Genomic DNA, 20811 nt, shown 5'->3' with positions numbered 1-20811 from the left:
TATGTACGACTGGCCCATTCTCTCCGTCGTCACCTTCCTGCCCCTGGTCGGCGCGCTGCTGATCGTCGTGATGATCCGCGGCGATGACGAGGTGGCTCAGCGCAACACGCGCTGGGTCGCGCTCTGGGCGACGCTCGTCACCTTCCTGATCTCGCTGCTGCTGCTGGTCGGCTTCGAGCCCTCGGCGTCGGGCTTCCAGTTCGTCGAGCGCACGCCGTGGCTCGGCGACTTCGCTGCCTATCGCATGGGCGTGGACGGCATTTCGCTGCCCTTCGTGCTGCTCACCACGCTGCTGATGCCGATGTGCATCCTGGCGAGCTGGGAAGCGATCCATGTCCGCGTCAAGGAGTACATGATCTGCTTCCTGGTGCTTGAGACACTGATGCTCGGCACGTTTTCGTCGCTGGATCTGCTGCTGTTCTACATCTTCTTCGAAGGCGGCCTGATCCCGATGTTCCTGATCATCGGCATCTGGGGCGGCAAGCGGCGCATCTACGCCACCTTCAAGTTCTTCCTCTACACGCTCGCCGGCTCGGTGCTGATGATGCTCGCCATCATGGCGATGTACTGGCAGGCGGGCACGACCGATATCGAGGTGCTGCTCAAGCACGGCTTCCCGTCGGGCATGCAGTACTGGCTATGGATAGCGTTCTTCGCCTCCTTCGCGGTGAAGATGCCGATGTGGCCGGTGCACACCTGGCTGCCGGACGCCCATGTCGAGGCGCCGACCGCCGGTTCGGTGATCCTGGCGGGCATCATGCTGAAGATGGGCGGCTACGGCCTGCTGCGCTTCAGCCTGCCGATGTTCCCGGAAGCCTCCGCCTATTTCGCGCCCTTCGTCTTCACGCTCTCGATCATCGCGATCGTCTACACCTCGCTGGTGGCGCTGGTGCAGGAGGACATGAAGAAGCTGATCGCCTATTCGTCGGTCGCCCATATGGGCTACGTCACGATGGGCATCTTCACCCTGACCCAGGAAGGCATCCAGGGTGCGGTGTTCCAGATGGTCAGCCACGGCTTCGTCTCGGGCGCGCTGTTCCTGTGCGTGGGCGTGGTCTATGACCGGATGCACACGCGAGAGATCGCGGCCTATGGCGGCCTCGTCCAGCGCATGCCGATCTACGCCACGGTGTTCATGATCTTCACCATGGCCAATGTCGGCCTGCCGGGTACGTCGGGTTTCATCGGCGAGTTCCTGACGCTGATCGCGGTGTTCGGCCGCAACAGCTGGGTGGCGTTCTTCGCTACCAGCGGCGTCATCCTGTCGGCTGCCTACGCGCTGTGGCTGTACCGCCGCGTCGTGTTCGGCGCGCTGGAAAAGGACAGCCTCAAGGGCATTCTCGACGTGAACCGCCGCGAGATGGTCTCGTTCGTCCCGCTGCTGTTCTTCACCATCCTGTTCGGCGTGTGGCCGCAGCCGATCCTCGATGCGTGCAACGTCGCCGTGCAGGCGATCGTGGCCCGCGCCGATGTGGCCGCCGGCGCCATCAAGGCTGCCAGCCTGGTGCTGCCTTGATCGTTTATCTGACCCGCCGACACACGCATTTCGCGGAGCCCGCCCGATGACCCTCACTTTTGCCGCGCTCGGCCCCGCGCTGCCGGAACTGCTGCTCGCAGCGGCGGCGATCTTCCTCGTGCTGTTCGGCGCCATCGTCGGGCCGAAGTCGGTGGACACCGTCAACGGCCTCGCGCTGGCGGCGCTGTTCGCGGCGCTGGTGCTGGTGTTCCTCAGCCCCGCCGAAAAGGTGGTGCTGTTCAATGGCAGCTTCCAGGTCGACGAGTTCGGCCGCTTCATGAAGATTCTGGCGCTGCTCGGTGCCGGCGGGGCGCTGGCCATGTCGGTGGACTGGCTGAAGGCGGAGAAGCAGAGCCGTTTCGAGTTCGCGATCCTCATCCTGCTCTCGACGCTGGGCATGATGGTGCTGATCTCGGCGGGCGACCTGCTGGCGCTCTATATGGGCCTCGAACTCATGAGCCTCGCGCTCTATGTGATCGCCGCCAATAACCGCGATTCCGTGCGCTCGACGGAAGCGGGCCTGAAGTATTTCGTCCTCGGCGCGCTGTCCTCGGGCATGCTGCTCTACGGGGCGTCGCTGATCTACGGTTTCACCGGCTCGATCAATTTCGCCCAGATCGCCAATGCCGCGCGCGAGCCCTCGCTCGGCCTGATCTTCGGCATCGTGTTCATGTTTGCCGGCATGTGCTTCAAGGTCTCGGCCGTGCCGTTCCACATGTGGACGCCGGATGTTTATGAAGGCTCCCCGACCCCGGTCACCGCCTTCTTCGGTGCGGCGCCCAAGGTGGCGGCCATGGCGGTGTTCGTACGCTTCGCCATCGAGGCGCTGCCGAACGTCACCCATCAGTGGCAGCAGATCGTCGTCTTCGTCTCGCTGGCCTCCATGGTGCTCGGCGCCTTCGCCGCCATCGGCCAGCGCAATCTGAAGCGACTCATGGCGTATTCCTCGATCGGCCATATGGGCTATGCGCTGGTCGGCCTCGCCGCCGGCACCGAGCAGGGCGTGCGCGGCGTGCTGGTCTATATGGCGGTCTATGTCGCCATGACGCTCGGCACCTTCGCGGTGATCCTCTCCATGCGCCGCAAGGAAGGCATGGTCGAGAACTACGAGGACCTCGCCGGCCTCGCGCGCACCAACCCGGTGATGGCGTTCATGCTGGCGGCGCTCATGTTCTCGCTGGCCGGCATCCCGCCGCTCGCGGGCTTCCTCGCCAAGTACTACGTGTTCCTCGCCGCGATCGAGGCCGGGCTGTACACGCTGGCCGTGGTCGGCGTTCTGGCGAGCGTGGTGGGCGCCTATTACTACCTGCGCATCGTCAAGGTGATGTATTTCGACGAGCCGGCCGGCGCCTTCGAACCGATGCCCGGTGAACTGCGCGCGGTGCTGGCGGTTTCGGGCCTGTTCACCGTGCTGCTCTTCGCCTATCCCGCGCCCCTGCTGGCGGCGGCCGGCGTCGCGGCGAAAGCCCTGTTCTGAGGATGGCGGCGGCGCCGAGCCCCGTCGTCCGCTTCGAGGCCGTCGGTTCCACCAATATCGAGGCGCTGGCCCGTGCGAACGGTCCGGCGCCTTGCTGGTTCGTGGCCGAGCGCCAGACCACCGGGCGCGGCCGGCGCGGACGTCCGTGGAGTTCCGAGCCCGGCAATCTCTACGCCACGCTGCTGCTGGTCGACGCCGCGCCGCTGATCCGTCAACCCGAACTCTGCTTCGTGGCGGCGCTGGCGCTGCACGACGCCGTGCGCGCGGTGACGGGGATCGACCCGCTGCGCATCGGCCTGAAATGGCCGAACGACGTGCTGATCGACGGCGGCAAGCTTGCCGGCATCCTGCTGGAGGCCACGCTGCTGCCGGATGGGCGCGGCGCCACCGTGATCGGCTTTGGCGTCAACTGTGCGCACAACCCTCCCGATACGCCCTACAAGGCCGTCAACCTCGCCGGCGCAGGCTTTCCCACATCACCGGACGCGCTGCTCGCGGCGCTCGACGCGGCGATGCAGGAGCGGCTGGCGCAATGGGCGCGCGGCGCGGGGTTTGCCGAGATACGGGACGCATGGCTGCGCCGCGCGTCGGGAATCGGGCGCCCGGTACTGGTACGGCTGGGCGAGCGCGAGACGTCCGGCGTGTTCGAGGCGCTCGATGCGTCCGGTGCCATGCTGCTGCGCCGGAGCGACGGCGCGCGTGAAATCATCAATGCCGGCGATGTTTTTCCGGCGCCAGGCGGCTGATCGCCACCGTTTGGATTGCATCCAATGGCAAAAGGCGTCACGGCAAAGGGGAGAGCGGGAGTTGATCGGCCGTCAGGTGGCGATCATGCTCGCGCGAGGAAATGTTGAGGGTCCCGCCTGTCGTTCGGACGATGACGTCCGCGGAGCGGGACCGGGTGTGAAAGGCTGTTGAGTGAGCAAGATGCCGGATGAACTGGTCTTCGTCGCGCTGGGCGGCGTGGGCGAGATAGGCATGAATCTGGGGCTGTATGGTTTCGGCCCGAAGAACCGGCGCAAATGGCTCGCGGTCGATCTCGGCATTTCCTTCGCCGGACCGGACCTGCCGGGCATCGACATCGTGATGCCCGACGTCGCCTTTCTGGAGCGCGAGCGCGGCAGTCTGGTCGGCCTGGTGCTCACCCATGGCCATGAGGATCATGTCGGCGCCCTGGTCGACCTGTGGCCGCGTCTCGACTGTCCGGTCTACACCACGCCGTTCACACATGCGCTGGCCGAGGCGCGCCGGTTGAACGAGCCGGGAGCGCCCAGGATTCCGTTCCATGTCGTGCCGTCGGGCGGGCGGGTGCAGATCGGCCCGTTCGAGGTCGAGTTCGTGCCGGTCGCGCATTCGATCCCCGACAGCCACGCGCTGGCGCTGCGCACCCCGCTCGGCCTGTTCGTGCACACCGGCGACTGGAAGATCGACCCGACCCCGGTGGTCGGCAACGTCACCGACCCGGCCCGTTTTACCGCGCTCGGCGACGAAGGCGTGCGCGCGGTGATCTGCGATTCGACCAATGCCATTCGCGACGGCATTTCGCCGTCCGAACTCGACGTGCAGGCGGTGCTGGGCGAGTTGATCGCCAAGGCGCCCTACCGGGTGGCGGTGACGACGTTCGCGTCCAACGTCGCGCGTGTCCGCTCGGTGGCGGAGGCGGCGATCAAGGCGGGTCGCGAGGTGGTGCTGGTCGGCCGCGCCATGGAGCGCGTCGTGATGGTGGCGCGCGAGCAGGGGCTGCTGAACGGACTGCCCGCCTTCCGCTCGGTGGATGCCTATGGCTTCCTGCCCCGCGACAAGGTGGTGGCGATCCTCACCGGCAGCCAGGGCGAGCCGCGCGCGGCGCTGGCCCGGATCGCCGACGACGACCACCCGGAAATCGCGCTGTCGGCCGGCGATCATGTGATCTTCTCCTCGCGCACCATTCCCGGCAATGAGCGGGCGGTGAACCGCATCATCAACGCGCTGGTTCTGGACGGGGTGAAGGTCATCACCGACCGCGACGCGCTGGTCCATGTCTCCGGCCATCCCCGGCGCGGTGAGCTGGAGCAGATGTACCAGTGGCTGCGCCCGCAGGTCGCCGTGCCGGTCCATGGCGAGCCGCTGCATCTGGCCGAGCATGCCGAGCTTGCCCGCCGCATGGGCGCCAAGGAAGTGATCCGCATCGTCGATGGCGATGTGGTGCGCCTTGCAGGCGGCGATCCCGCGCGCGGGGCGGAAGTGTCGGAGCGCATCAGCGTCGGCAAGCTGTACAAGGACGGCCATGTGCTCACCGCCGCTGCCGATCCGGCCGTGGCGGAGCGCCGGCGGCTGTCCTTTGGCGGGCTGGTGTCGATCGCCGTCGCCATGACCGCCAAGGGCGAGGTGGTGGGCGATCCGATGATTGATCTGTCGGGCCTGCCGAGGCTCGGCCTCGGCGGGCGCCCGATCGACGAGGTGATCGAGGACGCGGTGCTCGATTGCCTGGACAATTTGCCCAAGCCGCGCCGCCGCGATCCCGATCTGGTGGCGGAATCGCTCAGCCGCGCGGTGCGTGGCTCGGTGAACGGCGTGTGGGGCAAGAAGCCGCTCTGCCATGTGCTGGTAATCACGGTATGAAGGGCGCCTCGAACCAGGGAGCCTGCCATGATCGGTCGCCTCAACCATGTCGCCATCGCGGTGCCGGACCTTGCGAGCGCCTGCGCGCTCTACCGTGACACGCTCGGTGCCGCGGTCTCCGAGCCGGTGGACCAGCCCGAGCACGGCGTGACCACGGTGTTCATCGAGCTGCCCAACACCAAGGTTGAGCTGCTGGGCGCGCTGGGGGAGGGCTCTCCCATCGCGAAGTTCCTTGAACGCAACGCCGATGGCGGCATCCATCACATCTGCTACGAGGTCGAGGACATTCTCGCCGCGCGCGACCGGCTGAAGGCGGCCGGCGCGCGGGTGCTGGGCACCGGCGAGCCGCGCATCGGCGCCCATGGCAAGCCGGTGCTGTTCCTGCATCCCAAGGACCTGCTCGGCACGCTCGTCGAGCTGGAACAGGCCTGAGGCCGGAACATGGGCATCACCACCTATATCGCGATCTATTTCATCGTCTGGTGGACGGTGATCTTCGCCGTGCTGCCGTTCGGCGTGCGCTCCCAGCACGAGGACGGCGTGATCGAGGACGGCACCGAGCCCGGCGCGCCCCAGCGCCCGCTCCTGCTGCGCAAGATTCTGGCGACCTCGGTGATCGCCGCGGTGATCGTCGGGCTGTTCTACTGGTCGGTTGAAACCGGACGGCTGACGCTCGACATGTTCCCGATGCCGTTCAAACCTTATTGAACGCGCCACGCGCCGGGCAAAAAAAGAGGCGGGACCTCGGTCCCGCCTGCTCTTCTTGAATTTCCGCCCGCAACCCGATTCCGTGCCGTTTCGGCATCTGCCGGGGGGCTTTCTTAGTCGTCATTCCTCCCGAGACCTGAGCCTGTCATCGCGCTCGCAGCGGCGTCTGGCGGACCCTCTTTCAGAGGCACGCAACATAAGCCATGAGTCGCACCTTTGTCATCCTTGCGCCGCAATAGATCGATTGTGCATTGCGATAGTTCGCGCAGCACGATTTCCTTCGGGATCGGACTGGCGTGACGGAATGGCCGTTCCGTCCGGGCCTCAAGGGCTTGTAATTTTCCGACCGATCCGGTTTCACTCGGATTGCCCCCGCCGCGCGCGCCCGCCGGCCGAATCGTGAGTCCACTTGATGCGCCTCTCCCGCTATTTCCTTCCCATCCTCCGCGAAGTCCCGAAGGAAGCAGAGATCGTCTCGCACCGGCTGATGCTGCGCGCCGGGATGATCCGGCAGGAGAGCGCGGGGATCTATGCCTGGCTGCCGCTGGGCAAGCGCGTGCTCGACAAGATCTGCAACGTCGTGCGCGAGGAGCAGAACCGGGCGGGCGCGATCGAGATCCTGATGCCGACCATCCAGTCGGCCGATCTGTGGCGCGAGAGCGGGCGCTATGACGATTACGGCAAGGAAATGCTCCGCATCAAGGATCGCCACGAACGCGACATGCTGTTCGGGCCGACCAATGAGGAGATGCTGACCGAGATCGTTCGCGCCTATGTGAAGTCCTACAAGGACCTGCCGCTGAACCTCTACCACATCCAGTGGAAGTTCCGTGACGAGGTCCGCCCGCGCTTCGGCGTGATGCGCTCGCGCGAATTCCTGATGAAGGACGCCTATTCGATCGACCTCGACTTCGAGAGCGCGGTCACGGCCTATAACCGCATGTTCGTCGCCTATCTGCGCACCTTCGCCCGGCTCGGGCTGAAGGCGATTCCGATGGTGGCAGATACCGGGCCGATCGGCGGCAATCACAGCCACGAATTCATCATTCTCGCCTCGACTGGCGAGAGCGAGGTGTTCTGCCACGCCGATTATCTCAACATGGCCACCCCAGATGCCGGCGTCGATTTCGACGATCCGAAGGCGTTGCAGACCATCGTCGACGGCTGGACCAGCCTGTATGCCGCGACCGAGGAGAAGCACGACCGCGAGGCCTTCGAGGCGGTGCCGCAGGGCAGCCAGCTTTCGGCGCGCGGCATCGAGGTCGGGCACATCTTCTATTTCGGCACCAAGTACTCCGAGCCGATGGGCGCCAAGGTCACCGGGCCGGACGGCGTGGAGCGCCCCGTGCACATGGGCTCCTATGGCATCGGCCCCTCGCGCCTCGCCGCCGCGATCATCGAGGCCTCGCATGACGAGAACGGCATCATCTGGCCGGAGGCCATCGCGCCGTTCCGGGTCGGGCTGCTGAACCTCAAGGTGGGCGATGCCGCCACCGATGCCGCCTGCGAGACCATCTATGCCGAGCTGGTCGCCCGCAATGTCGACGTACTTTACGACGATACCGACGAGCGGCCCGGCTCCAAATTCGCCACCGCCGACCTGATCGGCCTGCCTTGGCAGATCATCGTCGGTCCGAAAGGGCTGGCGAACGGCACGGTGGAATTGAAGCGCCGCGCCGACGGTCATCGCGAGACGCTGCCGATCGCGGCGGCGCTTGCCCAGATTCTCGAATGAACGCCCCGCGCGGCGGAGAACGCATGGCAGCAAAGAGCGCATCCGGCGCGACGCCGGACAGGTCCCGCGGCAAGGCGGCAAAAGCCGCTGCCCCGCGTGAGGCTGGCGGAACCCGGCCGTTCAGTGCCTATGAATGGATGCTCTCGCTGCGCTATCTGAGGGCGCGCCGCAAGGAAGGCTTCATCTCGGTCATCGCCGGGTTCTCCTTTCTCGGCATCATGCTTGGCGTGGCGACGCTGATCATCGTCATGGCGGTGATGAACGGCTTCCGCACCGAACTTCTGTCCAAGATTCTCGGCCTCAACGGCCATATGCTGATCCAGCCGCTCGATGGCCCGCTCACCGATTACGAGGCGGTCGCGCAGCGCATCGCCGGCGTGCCGGGCGTGAAATTCGCCGTGCCGCTGATCGAGGGGCAGGCCTTGGCGTCATCGCCCTTCAATGCTGGCGGCGTGCTGGTGCGCGGTATCTCGGAAAAGGATCTGCGCGAGCTGCCCTCGATCGGCAGCAACATCCGGCAGGGCACGCTGGAGGGCTTCGACAGCGGGGAGGGGGTCGCGATCGGCAAGCGCCTCGCCGACCAGCTCTCGCTGCGGGCCGGCGACAGCATCACGCTGGTCGCTCCGCGCGGCGCGGTAACGCCCATGGGCACGACGCCGCGCATCAAGAACTACAAGATCGCGGCGGTGTTCGAGATCGGCATGTCGGAATATGACAGCGCCTTCGTGTTCATGCCACTGCCCGAGGCGCAGGCCTATTTCAACAAGGATGGCGACGTCACCGCCATCGAGGTCTACACCGACAATGCCGACGCCATGGACGCGTTCCGGCCGCTGGTCCATGCGGCGGCGGAACGACCGATCTATATCGTCGACTGGCGCCAGCGAAACGCCACCTTCTTCAATGCGCTCCAGGTCGAGCGTAACGTGATGTTCCTCATCCTCACGCTGATCGTGCTGGTGGCGGCGTTCAACATCGTCTCCGGCCTCAACATGCTGGTGAAGGACAAGGGGCGCGACATCGGCATTCTGCGCACCATGGGCGCCACGCGCGGCGCGATCATGCGCATCTTCCTCGTCACCGGCGCGGCCATCGGCGTGGTCGGCACCTTCGCCGGCTTCGTGCTGGGGTTGGTGGTCTGCCTGAATGTCGAGGAGATCCGCCAGTTCATTTCCTGGCTCACCGCCACCGAGCTGTTCTCGCCCGAGCTCTACTACCTCTCGCGCCTGCCCGCCGAGATGAATGCCGGCGAGACCGCGACCGTCGTCATCATGGCGCTGGTGCTCTCCTTCCTCGCTCCGCTCTACCCGTCCTGGCGCGCCGCGCGCCTCGATCCGGTGGAAGCGCTCCGTTACGAATAGGATCCTTGCCCGTGCCATCGGCCGCCCTTCGACTGCAAGGCGTCGAGCGTCGCTATCCGCAAGGCGACGCCACGCTCGACATCCTGCGTGGCGCGGATTTTTCGGTGCTGGAGGGTCAGTCGGTCGCGCTGGTCGCGCCCTCGGGCACCGGCAAGTCGACGCTGCTGCATATTGCCGGCCTGCTGGAGCACCAGGACGCCGGCGAGGTGTACATCGCCGGCAAGCCGACCGCCGGCCTGGGCGATGCCGAGCGCACGCGCATCCGCCGCACCGATGTCGGCTTCGTCTACCAGTTCCATCATCTGCTGCCTGAGTTCTCCGCGCTGGAGAACGTGATGCTGCCGCAGATGATCCGCGGCCTGCCCAAGCGCGAGGCCACCAAGCGCGCCACCGAGCTTCTGAGCTATCTCGGCCTCGCCAAGCGTCTCGACCATCGCCCCGGCGAACTGTCCGGCGGCGAGCAGCAGCGCGTCGCCATCGCCCGTGCCGTGGCCAACGCGCCGCGCGTGCTGCTGGCGGACGAGCCCACCGGCAATCTCGACCCCCACACCGCGGACCATGTGTTCGGCGCGCTGTCGCAACTCGTGGAGGCAACCGGGCTCGCGGCGGTTATCGCGACGCACAATCTCGATCTCGCCTATCGCATGCACCGCCGCGTGACGCTGCAGGATGGGCATATCGTCGAGCTGGAATAGGGCGTCCGGCGTTAGGCTGTCGGAAACCATAGTCAAGAACGAAAGAGGAACATTCGTTGACCTCTGGGGATTGCGGGCATAATGTTCTCCATATGTTCCATGGAGGTCGACATGATCCGCATCCTTCTCGAAGAAGCTGCCGCGCTCGCGTCCATCGGTCTGTTCATCGCGATGATCGGGACCTGGGCGGGCGTGTTCACCGGAGTCTGACGCGCCGCGCCTGAGGACAACGGGGATGCCCGTGCGCGGCGGTGGACGCGGGCGGCGCCGGTGTCCACCATCGGCGCCAGCTGAGTCGCAGGAGAATGAACATGGCCGCAACCGATCCCGGATACGTCCATCTTCACGTCCATTCCTCGTTCTCGCTGCTCGAGGGCGCGCTCTCCATCGCCAAGCTCGCCGACCTCGCCAAAAAGGATCACCAGCCGGCACTGGCGCTGACCGACACCGGCAATCTGTTCGGCGCGCTGGAATTCTCCGAGAAGCTCGCCGGCTCCGGCATCCAGCCGATTCTCGGCTGCGCGCTCGCCATCGATTTCGCCGACCAGTCCGGGCGCGGCGGGCTGAACGTCCAGCGCCCGCGCCTCGTGCTGCTGGCGGCCAATGAGACCGGCTGGGCCAATCTGATCGCGCTGGTCTCGCGCTCCTTCCTCGACACGGCCTCGGACGGCGCGCCGCACATCAAGGCGGACTGGCTGCACGGGATCAACGACGGGCTCATCGCGCTCACCGGCGGACCCGGCGGGCCGATCGACCGCGCGATCGCCGCCGGCAGCGCCGATGTGGCCGAGCAGCGGCTCGTCACGCTGGCTGAGATGTTCGGCGATCGCCTCTATGTCGAACTGCAGCGCCACGGCACCGCCGAGGAGCGCAGCGTCGAGGCGGGACTGCTGGACCTCGCCTATCGGCTCGAACTGCCCATCGTCGCCGCCAACGAGCCGTTCTTCGCCACACAGGAAGACTATGAGGCGCATGACGCCTTGATCTGCATCGCCGAAGGCAAGCTGGTGGCCGAGGACAACCGCCGCCAGCTCACGCCGGAGCACCGGTTCCGCACCCGCGCCGAGATGGCAGCACTGTTCGCCGACCTGCCGGAGGCGCTTGCCAACACGGTCGAGATCGCCCGGCGCTGCGCCTATCGCCCGCGCACCGTGAAGCCGATCCTGCCGCGTTTCACCTTCGACCGCGACGAGGCCGAGGAACTGCGCGTCCAGGCGGAGGAGGGGCTGGCGGCGCGCCTCGCGGTCCACGGCCCGGCGACGGGCCTCACCGTGAAGGATTATGAGGACCGGCTCGCCTTCGAGCTGTCGATCATCGAGAAGATGAAGTTTCCCGGCTACTTCCTCATCGTGTCGGACTTCATCAAGTGGGCGAAGGCGCAAGGAATTCCGGTGGGGCCGGGGCGCGGCTCGGGCGCGGGTTCGCTGGTGGCCTATTCCCTCACCATCACCGACCTCGATCCGCTGCGCTTCGGCCTGCTGTTCGAGCGCTTCCTGAACCCCGAGCGCGTGTCGATGCCGGACTTCGACATCGACTTCTGCCAGGAACGGCGCGACGAGGTGATCCGCTATGTGCAGCAGCGCTACGGGCGCGATCAGGTGGCGCAGATCATCACTTTCGGTACGCTGCAGGCGCGCGGCGTGCTGCGCGACGTCGGCCGCGTGCTGGAAATGCCCTATGGCCAGGTCGACAAGCTGTGCAAGCTGGTGCCGCAGAACCCGGCCAACCCGATCTCGCTGAAGCAGGCCATCGGCGACGAGCCCAAGCTCCAGGCCGAGAGCGACGCCAACCCGGTGGTGAAGCGGGCTTTCGACATCGCCACCCGGCTGGAAGGGCTGAACCGCCACGCCTCGACCCACGCCGCCGGCATCGTGATCGGCGACCGCCCGCTCGCCAAGCTGGTCCCGCTGTACCGAGACCCGCGTTCCGACATGCCGGTGACTCAGTACAACATGAAGTGGGTCGAGCAGGCCGGGCTGGTGAAGTTCGACTTCCTCGGCCTCAAGACGCTCACCGTGCTGCAGACCGCCGTACGCCTCATTGCCCAGCGCGGTATCAAGGTCGACCTCTCCACCATCCCGCTCGACGATGCGAAATCCTACGCCATGCTGACGCGCGGCGAGACGGTCGGCGTGTTCCAGGTGGAAAGCGCGGGCATGCGCCGGGCGCTGGTGGACATGAAGCCGGACCGGCTTGAGGACATCATCGCGCTGGTTGCGCTCTACCGGCCGGGTCCGATGGCCAACATCCCGGTCTATTGCGCGGTGAAGAACGGGCAGGAACAGGCCGCCTATGCCCATCCCGCGCTGGAAGGCAGCCTCAAGGAGACCTACGGCGTCATCATCTACCAGGAGCAGGTGATGCAGATCGCGCAGACGCTGTCGGGCTATTCGCTCGGCGAAGCGGACCTGTTGCGCCGCGCCATGGGCAAGAAGATCCGCGCCGAGATGGACAAGCAGCGCGAGCGCTTCGTCGACGGCGCCATCGAGCGCGGCGTGCCCAAGGCCAAGGCGTCGGAGATCTTCGACCTGCTGGCGAAGTTCGCCGATTACGGCTTCAACAAGAGCCACGCCGCCGCCTATGCGCTGGTGTCCTACCAGACCGCCTATCTCAAGGCGAACTACCCCACCGAATTCCTCGCCGCCTCGATGACGCTCGACATGGGCAACACCGACAAGCTTGCGGAATTCCGCCAGGATGCGCAGCGGCTCGGCATCGAGGTGGTGCCGCCGTCGGTGAACCATTCCGGCCGCGAATTCGCGGTGAAGGACGGGCGCATCCTCTATGCGCTCGCCGCCATCAAGGGCGTGGGCGTGCAGGCGGTCGACGCCATCGTCGAGGCGCGCGGCGACAAGCCGTTCAAGGACCTCGCCGATTTCGCCTCGCGCATCAATGCCAAGGCGCTGAACAAGCGCACCATGGAAAGTCTCGTGAATGCCGGCGCGTTCGACGCGCTGGAGCCGAACCGCGCCCGGGCTGTTGCCGCGGTCGAGGGCGTGCTCGGCCATGCCGCGGCAACGGGGGCCGAGGTGGCGCTCGGGCAGGGCAACATGTTTGGCGGTCCATCCGCCGCGGCAAGCCTGCGCATTCCCAATGTCGAGGCCTGGCTGCCTGCGGAAAAGCTGCAGAAGGAATACGACGCCATCGGCTTCTTTCTCACCGGCCACCCGCTCGATGAGTACGGTAAGGCACTGGAGCGGTTCCGCGTGCAGCGCTGGATGGATTTCCAGCGCTCCGTCCGCGCCGGCCACGGCTATGGCCGTCTCGCGGCCACCGTGGTGAGCAAGCAGGAGCGCCGCACCAAGACCGGCAACAAGATGGGCATTGTCGGCCTGTCCGATCCATCCGGCCAGTTCGAGGCGGTGCTGTTTTCCGAGACGCTGAACCAGTTCCGCGACTTGCTGGAGCCGGGCCGGGCGCTGCTGCTGCATGTCGCGGCCGAGTTGCAGGGCGAGGATGTGCGCGCGCGCATCCAGAACTGCGAGCCGCTCGACGAGGCCGCCGCCAAGATGCAGAAGGGCCTGCGCATCTTCCTGCGCTCCCCGGAGCCGCTGGACAGCGTCGCCTCCCGCCTTGGCTCGCTGGCCGGCGGGCGGGGTGATGGCGAGGTCGCCTTCGTGCTGCTGCTCGGCGAGAGCGGGGCAACCGAGGTCGAGGTCAAGCTCCCCGGCCGCTTCAGCCTCTCCCCCCAGATCGCCGGCGCCATCAAGGCGGTGCCCGGTGTGGTGGCGGTCGAGGCGCACTGACGGCCCTTATCGATGAGCCCAGCCGCGGCTATGGGCAAAGGACATAAGGGCGGGCGGCAGACCGTCCTCGCCCTTGCGGCGTGCAGCCGCCGGACTTGCGCCATTCGGCCTCCTCGCGTATATGCCGCGCCATCCCGCACGCGGATTCGCGCCCGGGCTCGCTGTCCATTGGATGGGCGAGCCGTCAGGTCGCTCCGGTGCCGTACGCCGAAATCCCTCGGCACGGCTAAATCCGCGGAGGCCAACCGGAAGAGAGACGACAATGGCACTTCCCGATTACACCATGCGCCAGCTGCTTGAGGCCGGCGTCCACTTCGGTCACCAGTCGCACCGCTGGAACCCGAAGATGGCCCCCTTCATTTTCGGCACCCGCAACAACATCCACATCATCGACCTGGCGCAGACCGTGCCGGCGCTGCACCGCGCCCTTCAGGCGGTCTCCGACACCGTGGCCCGTGGCGGCCGCGTGCTGTTCGTCGGCACCAAGCGTCAGGCGGCCGATGCCGTGGCCGATGCCGCCAAGCGTTCCGCCCAGTATTATGTGAACTCCCGCTGGCTCGGCGGCATGCTCACCAACTGGAAGACCATCTCGCACTCGATCGCCCGCCTGAAGAAGCTCGAAGAGCTGCTCAGTGCCGGCGAGGGCGTGGGCTACACCAAGAAGGAGCGCCTGACGCTCCAGCGCGAGAAGGAGAAGCTGGATCGCGCTCTCGGTGGTATCCGCGACATGGGTGGCATTCCCGACCTTCTGTTCGTGATCGACACCAACAAGGAAGACCTCGCCGTCGCCGAAGCGCGCCGCCTGGGCATTCCGGTTGCCGCGATTCTCGACACCAACTGCGATCCGGACGGCATCGCCTTCCCGGTTCCGGGCAATGACGACGCGGGCCGCGCCATCAACCTCTATTGCGACCTGATCGCCCGCGCGGCGATCGACGGCATCGGCCGCGCCCAGGGCGACCTTGGCATCGATGTCGGCGCCTCCGAGGTTCCGATGGTCGAGGACCTGCCGGCTGAAACCACCTGGTCGAGCTTCGAGCCGCTTTCCGGCCCGCGCGGTATCGCCGACGACCTGAAGAAGCTCACCGGCGTTTCCCCGGCGATCGAGAAGCAGCTGACCGATCTCGGCATCTTCCACTACTCGCAGATTGCCGCGCTCGATGCGGTCGATGCGCACCGCATCGGCGAGGAAGTCGGCCTGCCGGGTCGCGTGGATGGCTGGATCGCCCAGGCCAAGGAACTGACCGCCGAGGTCGAGTGATCACGACGGCGTCGGCTCCGGCAGGCGCCTGAGTTTGAGTAGTCGTGGCGCCTGCGCCAACGGTTAGGTGATCGCGGCGCCTGCGCCGCGCACCACGCCAATGTGAATGCACGGCCGGCCCGGAACCCTCCGGCCGGCCGTGTCGTCGAATGACGGGTCGTTCGGTGACGCGTCGATGACAGTTGAAATCGTGTGAGGAAAAGAACATGGCCAACATCACCGCTGCCCTGGTGAAGGAGCTGCGCGACAAGACCGGCGCCGGCATGATGGACTGCAAGGCCGCGCTCGGCGAGGTCGACGGCGACGTCGAGGCCGCCATCGACTGGCTGCGCAAGAAGGGTCTCGCCAAGGCCGCCAAGAAGGCCGGTCGCGTTGCGGCCGAAGGCCTGATCGGTATCGCCGTTGCCGGCACCAAGGGCGTGCTCGTCGAGGTGAACTCCGAGACCGACTTCGTGGCGCGCAATGAGCAGTTCCAGGATCTGGTGCGCAGCGTCGCGCAGGTTTCCCTGTCGACCGACGGCGATGTCGAGGCTGTCAAGGCCGCGGCCTATCCGGGCGGCGCCACCGTTGCCGACGCCATCTCCTCGGCGGTGGCCACCATCGGCGAGAACATGAACCTGCGCCGCGCCGCCAAGCTGGAAGTCTCGGCCGGCGCCATCGGCGCTTATGTCCACGGTTCGGTGGGCGAGGGCCTCGGCAAGATCGGCGTGCTCGTCGCGCTGGAATCGACCGGCAAGGCTGATGAACTGGCCGCCCTCGGCCGCCAGATCGCGATGCATGTCGCCGCCGCCAACCCGCAGGCGCTGGATGCCGCCGGCGTCGACGCCGACGTCATCGCCCGCGAGCGCGGCGTGCTGGCCGAGAAGGCCGCGGCCTCCGGCAAGCCGGCCAATGTGGTCGAGAAGATCGTCGAGAGCGGCCTGAAGACCTTCTTCAAGGAAGTGACGCTGGTCGAGCAGGCCTTCATCCACGATCCCTCCAAGACCGTCGCGCAGGCGGTCAAGGAGAGCGAAGGCAAGGTCGGCGCGCCGATCAAGATCGCCGGCTTCGTGCGCTTCGGCCTCGGTGAGGGCGTCGAGAAGCAGGAAAGCGACTTCGCCGCCGAAGTCGCCGCGGCTGCGGGCGTCTGAGCCTGAAGCAATGCGTTGATAAGAGCACGCCGGGGGCTGCGAAGCTGCCGGCGTGCTTTATTGTGTCGACGGTTGACGAGTCGCGAACGTATTTTTTGATGTCATTTGAGGTTCCTCATGTCGACGCTGCCTGAGCCCGGCACCTGCGCCTATGCGCGCGTGCTGGTCAAAGTTTCCGGTGAGGCGCTCATGGGCAGCGAGGCGTTCGGCCTCCACTGGCCGACCATCGAGGGCATCGCCGCCGATCTGGTCGAGGCCCGGCGCACCGGCGCGGAAGTCGCCGTCGTGGTGGGGGGCGGCAATATCCTGCGCGGCGCCAGCGTGGCGGGGCAGGGGCTCGACCGCGCCACGGCTGACCATATGGGCATGCTGGCCACGGTCATGAACGCGCTCGCGCTGGAAAAGGCGATCGAGCATGCCGGCAGTCCGGCACGCACGCTGTCGGCGATTCCCATGCCCACCATCTGCGAGCCCTATGCCCGCCAGACCGCGGCCCGCCATCTTTCGCGCGGGCGCATCGTGCTTCTGGCCGGCGGCACCGGCAATCCGTACTTCACCACCGATACCGGCGCCGTGCTGCGCGCGGCGGAGCTGGAATGCAACGCGGTGCTGAAGGCGACGAATGTGGACGGCGTGTACACGGCCGACCCGAAGACGAATCCGTCCGCCACGCGCTACGATCGCCTGACCCATGACGATGCGCTCGCCAAGGATCTCAAGGTGATGGATGCCGCCGCTTTCGCGCTGGCCCGCGAGGCGAAGCTGCCGATCGTGGTGTTCTCCATCCGCGAGCCCGGTGCCATCGCCGCCGCCATCTGTGGGGAGGGGCGGTCGACCACTGTCGCCCCCTGATACCTGTCGTTCTTTGCCTGTATTTGATTAAGTCATTGCGTCCTGCTTGCCTCGGCGGCCGATCCATTCGATATAGCCGCGTTTGAATGACGGAGCCTGGAGCGCCGTTGCGGGAAGCGTCTGCTTCCGGCGCTGCGTTCAGGGGAATGAAACGAGGTCCGCTATGAGCACTGGTCCCATCGATCTTGCCGATCTGAAGCGTCGCATGCAGGGGGCCATCGGCGTCCTCAAGCAGGAACTGAGCGGCTTGCGCACCGGGCGCGCTTCGGCGAGCCTGCTGGAGCCGATCCAGGTCGATGCCTATGGCAGCCACATGCCGCTGAGCCAGGTGGCATCGGTGAACGTGCCTGAGCCGCGTCTGCTCTCGGTGCAGGTGTGGGACCGTGGCATGGTTTCGGCGGTCGAGAAGGCGATCCGCGAGTCCAATCTCGGGCTCAACCCGCAGACCGAAGGCCAGGTGCTGCGCGTGCGCATTCCTGAGCTCACCCAGGACCGGCGTCAGGAACTGGTCAAGGTTGCGCATAAATATGCCGAGGCTGCGCGCGTCTCCGTGCGCCATGTCCGGCGCGACGGTCTGGATTCGCTGAAGAAGGCGGAGAAGGATGGCGACGTCAGCAAGGACGATCTCGATCGCCTCGCCGATCAGGTCCAGAAGGCGACGGATCAATCGATCGGCGAAGTCGACCAGATCGTGGCGTCCAAGGAAAAGGAAATTCTGGCAGTATAGCCAGCGCTGGGCGCGCAGAGGGGGCTCTCCGTGAAGATCGCGAATATCGAGCTGCCTGAAAGCACCTCGACCCGGGCGGAGACGCCGGGCACGGCTGGCGGAGCCGTCCCGCGTCACGTCGCTATCATCATGGATGGCAACGGCCGCTGGGCGACCGCACACGGCCTGCCGCGCTTCGAGGGGCACCGGCGCGGCGTCGAGGCGGTGCGCCGGACAGTGCGCGCGGCCGCGGAACTCGGCATCGAGGCGCTGACGCTTTACAGCTTCTCCAGCGAGAACTGGTCGCGTCCGGCCGCCGAGATCGGCGAATTGATGGGCCTGTTGAAGCGTTTCGTGCGGTCTGATCTGAAGAAGCTTCACGCCGACAATGTGCGCGTGCGCATCATCGGCGAGGGCCACCCGACCGATGACGAGGTGCAGGCGCTGTTCCGCGAGGCCGAGACGCTGACCCGCGACAATACCGGGCTCGTGCTCTCGGTCGCGTTCAATTACGGCGCGCGCAACGAGATTGCCCGCGCCGCGCAGCAGCTCGCGCGCGAAGTCGCCGAGGGCCGGCTCTCTCCGGCCGACATCACGACCGACATGCTGGAGGCACGGCTCGACACGGCGGACCTGCCTGCGCTCGATCTGGTAATCCGCACCAGCGGCGAGCAGCGCCTGTCGAACTTCCTGCTGTGGCAGGCAGCCTATGCCGAACTGGTGTTCATGCCCGTGCTGTGGCCCGATTTCGATCGCTCATGGCTGGAGAGCGCGCTGACCGAATATGGCCGGCGCGAGCGGCGCTTCGGCGGCGTCGATAGTCGCAGGCGCTGAGAGCTTGGCAATCGGTCCCGATCTTCTGCCGCGCGTCGCCTCGGCGATGCTGCTGGCGCCGGTGGTGCTGTTCGCAGCCTTTATCGGCGGCTGGCCCTTCGCCGTGATGCTTGCCATCGCCGCGGTGCTCGTGCTGTGGGAATGGCTTGCGATGACCGCGGCACGGCCGGGTCGCGTGCTGCTCGCCCTCGGCGGCGGCGCACTGCTGGCGGCGCTGGCGAGCCTTTATTCCGGCGGCACTCTCCCGCTTGCTGCCGCCATCGCGCTGATCGGCGCGGCGGCGCTGGCGCTGGTGGCGCGCGGCGGCGGGCCGGCGCGGCTCTGGGCGCTGGGCGGCATGGTTTACGCGGCCGGCGTGATGTTTCCCGCACAGTTGCTGCGCGCCGACGATACGCTCGGGCTGATCAGCCTCGGCTGGCTGCTCGCCGTGGTGTGGACCACCGACATCGCGGCCTATTTCTGCGGAAGGCTGATCGGCGGGCCGAAGCTGTGGCCGCGTGTCAGCCCCAATAAAACCTGGTCCGGGGCACTGGGTGGGGCGATTCTGGCGACGCTGGCCGGTGTGCTGGTGCTGCGCGCCGCGGGAATCGAATCGTTCCTCTCCGCCGCACCGGTCGCGTTCGTGGTCAGCGTGGCGAGCCAGGGCGGCGATCTGTTCGAATCGTCGATGAAGCGGCGCTTCGGCGTAAAGGACTCCAGCCACCTCATTCCCGGACATGGCGGGCTGATGGACCGGCTCGACGGCTTCATCGTCGGCGCCGCCTTGGCGCTGGCGATCGGCCTGCTGCACGCGCCTGATGCGCCGGCACGGGGGCTGCTCATCTGGTGAATGCGGCGATCCGGCGCGGGAGATTTCGGATTCGGGCGGACTTTTGCCCAACTTGGCCTTAAACCTCACGCATGAGTGAGGGGCGCGTCGTCCGGCGTGCTCATTTGGGACTGTGCTGACACATGGATTTTCTCGCCTCGATGGGTGGCAATGCGAGCTGGCTGCTCGGCTATGTCGTGCCGTTTCTCTTCGTGCTGACCATCGTCGTGTTCTTCCATGAGCTCGGCCATTTCTGGGTCGCCCGCCGTGCCGGCGTCCGCGTGGTGGCGTTCTCGGTGGGATTCGGGCCGGAGATCGTCGGCTTCAACGACCGCCACGGCACGCGCTGGAAGCTTTCGGCGATCCCGCTCGGCGGCTATGTGAAGTTCCTCGGCGACGAGAATGCGGCCAGCACGCCCGACCGCGATTCGCTGAAGGGGATGACCGAAGAGGACAAGCGCGACAGCTTCTTCCATAAGCCGGTCGGGGCGCGGGCGGCGATCGTCGCCGCCGGGCCGATTGCCAATTTCATCCTCGCCATCGTCATTTTCGCCGGCCTGTTCATGACGGTCGGCAGGCAGGTGACCACCCCGCAGGTCGATGCCGTGCAGGCCGGCAGTGCCGCCGAGCGCGCGGGCTTTCTGCCGGGCGACGTGATTCTCTCGATCGACGGCACCAAGATCGAGTCGTTCGGCGACATGCAGCGTATCGTCAGTGCGAGCGCCGACGTGAAGCTGGACGTCGAGGTGGAGCGCGACGGGCGCGCTGTCGTCATCGAGGCGACGCCGGACCGGCGCGAGATCACCGACAGCTTCGGCAATGTGCATCGGCTCGGCGTGCTGGGCATTTCGCGTTCGACCGGCAACGGCCAGGTCAAGACCGAGCGTCTCGGTCCGGTCGCGGCGGTGTCGGCGGCGACCAGCGAAGTGTGGTTCATCGTCGACCGAACCTTCAGCTATCTCGGCGGGGTGGTGACAGGGCGGGAATCGGCGGACCAGCTTGGGGGCCCGATCCGCATTGCGCAGGTTTCCGGCCAGGTGGCGACCTTCGGATTCGGCGCGCTACTGCAGCTCGCCGCGGTGCTTTCGGTCTCGATCGGACTTCTTAACCTGTTTCCGGTACCCTTGCTCGATGGTGGGCATCTACTCTTCTACGCCATCGAGGCGCTGCGCGGTCGCCCGCTCAGCGACCGGGCTCAGGAGGTCGGATTCCGCATCGGTCTGGCACTGGTTCTGATGCTTATGCTGTTTGCTACGTGGAACGATATACTCAATATATCAAAATCTTGACCCTGTTTTCCGCAGGGCGTGGCCTCGGAGCCACGCCGTGCGGAAAAGGCGTGGGTCGGGGGCCGCTTTGGTTTGCAGGCATACCAAAAGCC

17 protein-coding genes are annotated in these 20811 nt (G+C 66.5%); all 17 read left to right on the top strand.

Going from position 1 to position 20811, the window contains the following annotated elements; genetic code table 11:
• Position 1: 1 nt before the first annotated feature.
• Positions 2-1516 carry an NADH-quinone oxidoreductase subunit M gene (locus MKI84_RS09405; RefSeq protein ID WP_241618873.1) on the top strand — a complete coding sequence of 505 codons (1515 nt, stop codon included), beginning with the start codon at positions 2-4 and terminating at the stop codon, positions 1514-1516.
• A gap of 46 nt (positions 1517-1562) precedes the next feature.
• Positions 1563-2993: an NADH-quinone oxidoreductase subunit NuoN gene (gene nuoN, locus MKI84_RS09400; RefSeq protein ID WP_241618871.1), complete on the top strand. Its 1431-nt coding sequence runs from the start codon at positions 1563-1565 to the stop codon at positions 2991-2993.
• 2 nt (positions 2994-2995) lie between these two features.
• Positions 2996-3739: a biotin--[acetyl-CoA-carboxylase] ligase gene (locus MKI84_RS09395; RefSeq protein ID WP_241618869.1), complete on the top strand. Its 744-nt coding sequence runs from the start codon at positions 2996-2998 to the stop codon at positions 3737-3739.
• Between the two features lie 181 nt (positions 3740-3920).
• Complete coding sequence (locus MKI84_RS09390) at positions 3921-5594, top strand: ribonuclease J (protein WP_241619214.1); 1674 nt, start codon at positions 3921-3923, stop codon at positions 5592-5594.
• 27 nt (positions 5595-5621) lie between these two features.
• Positions 5622-6026: a methylmalonyl-CoA epimerase gene (mce, locus tag MKI84_RS09385; protein ID WP_241618867.1), complete on the top strand. Its 405-nt coding sequence runs from the start codon at positions 5622-5624 to the stop codon at positions 6024-6026.
• Positions 6027-6035: 9 nt separating this feature from the next.
• The gene (locus MKI84_RS09380) at positions 6036-6302 is read left to right on the top strand and encodes a DUF1467 family protein (RefSeq protein ID WP_241618865.1); all 267 of its coding nucleotides are present in this window, start codon (positions 6036-6038) and stop codon (positions 6300-6302) included.
• Positions 6303-6714: 412 nt separating this feature from the next.
• Positions 6715-8037 (top strand): proline--tRNA ligase, encoded by a 1323-nt coding sequence (gene proS, locus MKI84_RS09375; protein WP_241618863.1) that lies wholly within the window; start codon positions 6715-6717, stop codon positions 8035-8037.
• 137 nt (positions 8038-8174) lie between these two features.
• Positions 8175-9398 (top strand): lipoprotein-releasing ABC transporter permease subunit, encoded by a 1224-nt coding sequence (locus MKI84_RS09370; RefSeq protein ID WP_241619212.1) that lies wholly within the window; start codon positions 8175-8177, stop codon positions 9396-9398.
• Between the two features lie 11 nt (positions 9399-9409).
• Positions 9410-10093 carry an ABC transporter ATP-binding protein gene (locus tag MKI84_RS09365; protein WP_425353819.1) on the top strand — a complete coding sequence of 228 codons (684 nt, stop codon included), beginning with the start codon at positions 9410-9412 and terminating at the stop codon, positions 10091-10093.
• Positions 10094-10404: 311 nt separating this feature from the next.
• Entirely contained in the window at positions 10405-13839 is a 3435-nt protein-coding gene (gene dnaE / locus MKI84_RS09360) for a DNA polymerase III subunit alpha (RefSeq protein ID WP_241618859.1), read from the top strand.
• 262 nt (positions 13840-14101) lie between these two features.
• Positions 14102-15100: a 30S ribosomal protein S2 gene (locus MKI84_RS09355; protein WP_241618857.1), complete on the top strand. Its 999-nt coding sequence runs from the start codon at positions 14102-14104 to the stop codon at positions 15098-15100.
• A 206-nt stretch (positions 15101-15306) separates the two neighbouring features.
• Positions 15307-16230, top strand: a complete 924-nt coding sequence (gene tsf / locus MKI84_RS09350; protein ID WP_241618855.1) for a translation elongation factor Ts — start codon at positions 15307-15309, stop codon at positions 16228-16230.
• A 117-nt stretch (positions 16231-16347) separates the two neighbouring features.
• Complete coding sequence (pyrH, locus tag MKI84_RS09345; RefSeq protein ID WP_241618853.1) at positions 16348-17082, top strand: UMP kinase; 735 nt, start codon at positions 16348-16350, stop codon at positions 17080-17082.
• Between the two features lie 163 nt (positions 17083-17245).
• Entirely contained in the window at positions 17246-17809 is a 564-nt protein-coding gene (gene frr, locus MKI84_RS09340) for a ribosome recycling factor (RefSeq protein WP_241618850.1), read from the top strand.
• A gap of 51 nt (positions 17810-17860) precedes the next feature.
• On the top strand, positions 17861-18622 hold the full coding sequence (locus MKI84_RS09335) for an isoprenyl transferase (RefSeq protein WP_241619210.1): 762 nt from the start codon (positions 17861-17863) through the stop codon (positions 18620-18622).
• A gap of 4 nt (positions 18623-18626) precedes the next feature.
• Positions 18627-19451: a phosphatidate cytidylyltransferase gene (locus tag MKI84_RS09330; protein ID WP_241618847.1), complete on the top strand. Its 825-nt coding sequence runs from the start codon at positions 18627-18629 to the stop codon at positions 19449-19451.
• Positions 19452-19573: 122 nt separating this feature from the next.
• Positions 19574-20719, top strand: coding sequence for an RIP metalloprotease RseP (gene rseP, locus MKI84_RS09325; protein WP_241618845.1), 1146 nt, complete (start codon positions 19574-19576; stop codon positions 20717-20719).
• Positions 20720-20811: the final 92 nt, after the last annotated feature.

This window comes from Ancylobacter gelatini, assembly GCF_022601675.1.
Lineage (GTDB): Bacteria > Pseudomonadota > Alphaproteobacteria > Rhizobiales > Xanthobacteraceae > Ancylobacter > Ancylobacter gelatini.
The sequence above is the reverse complement of the archived record's forward strand: the minus strand, read 5'-3'. Positions and strand labels throughout refer to the sequence as shown.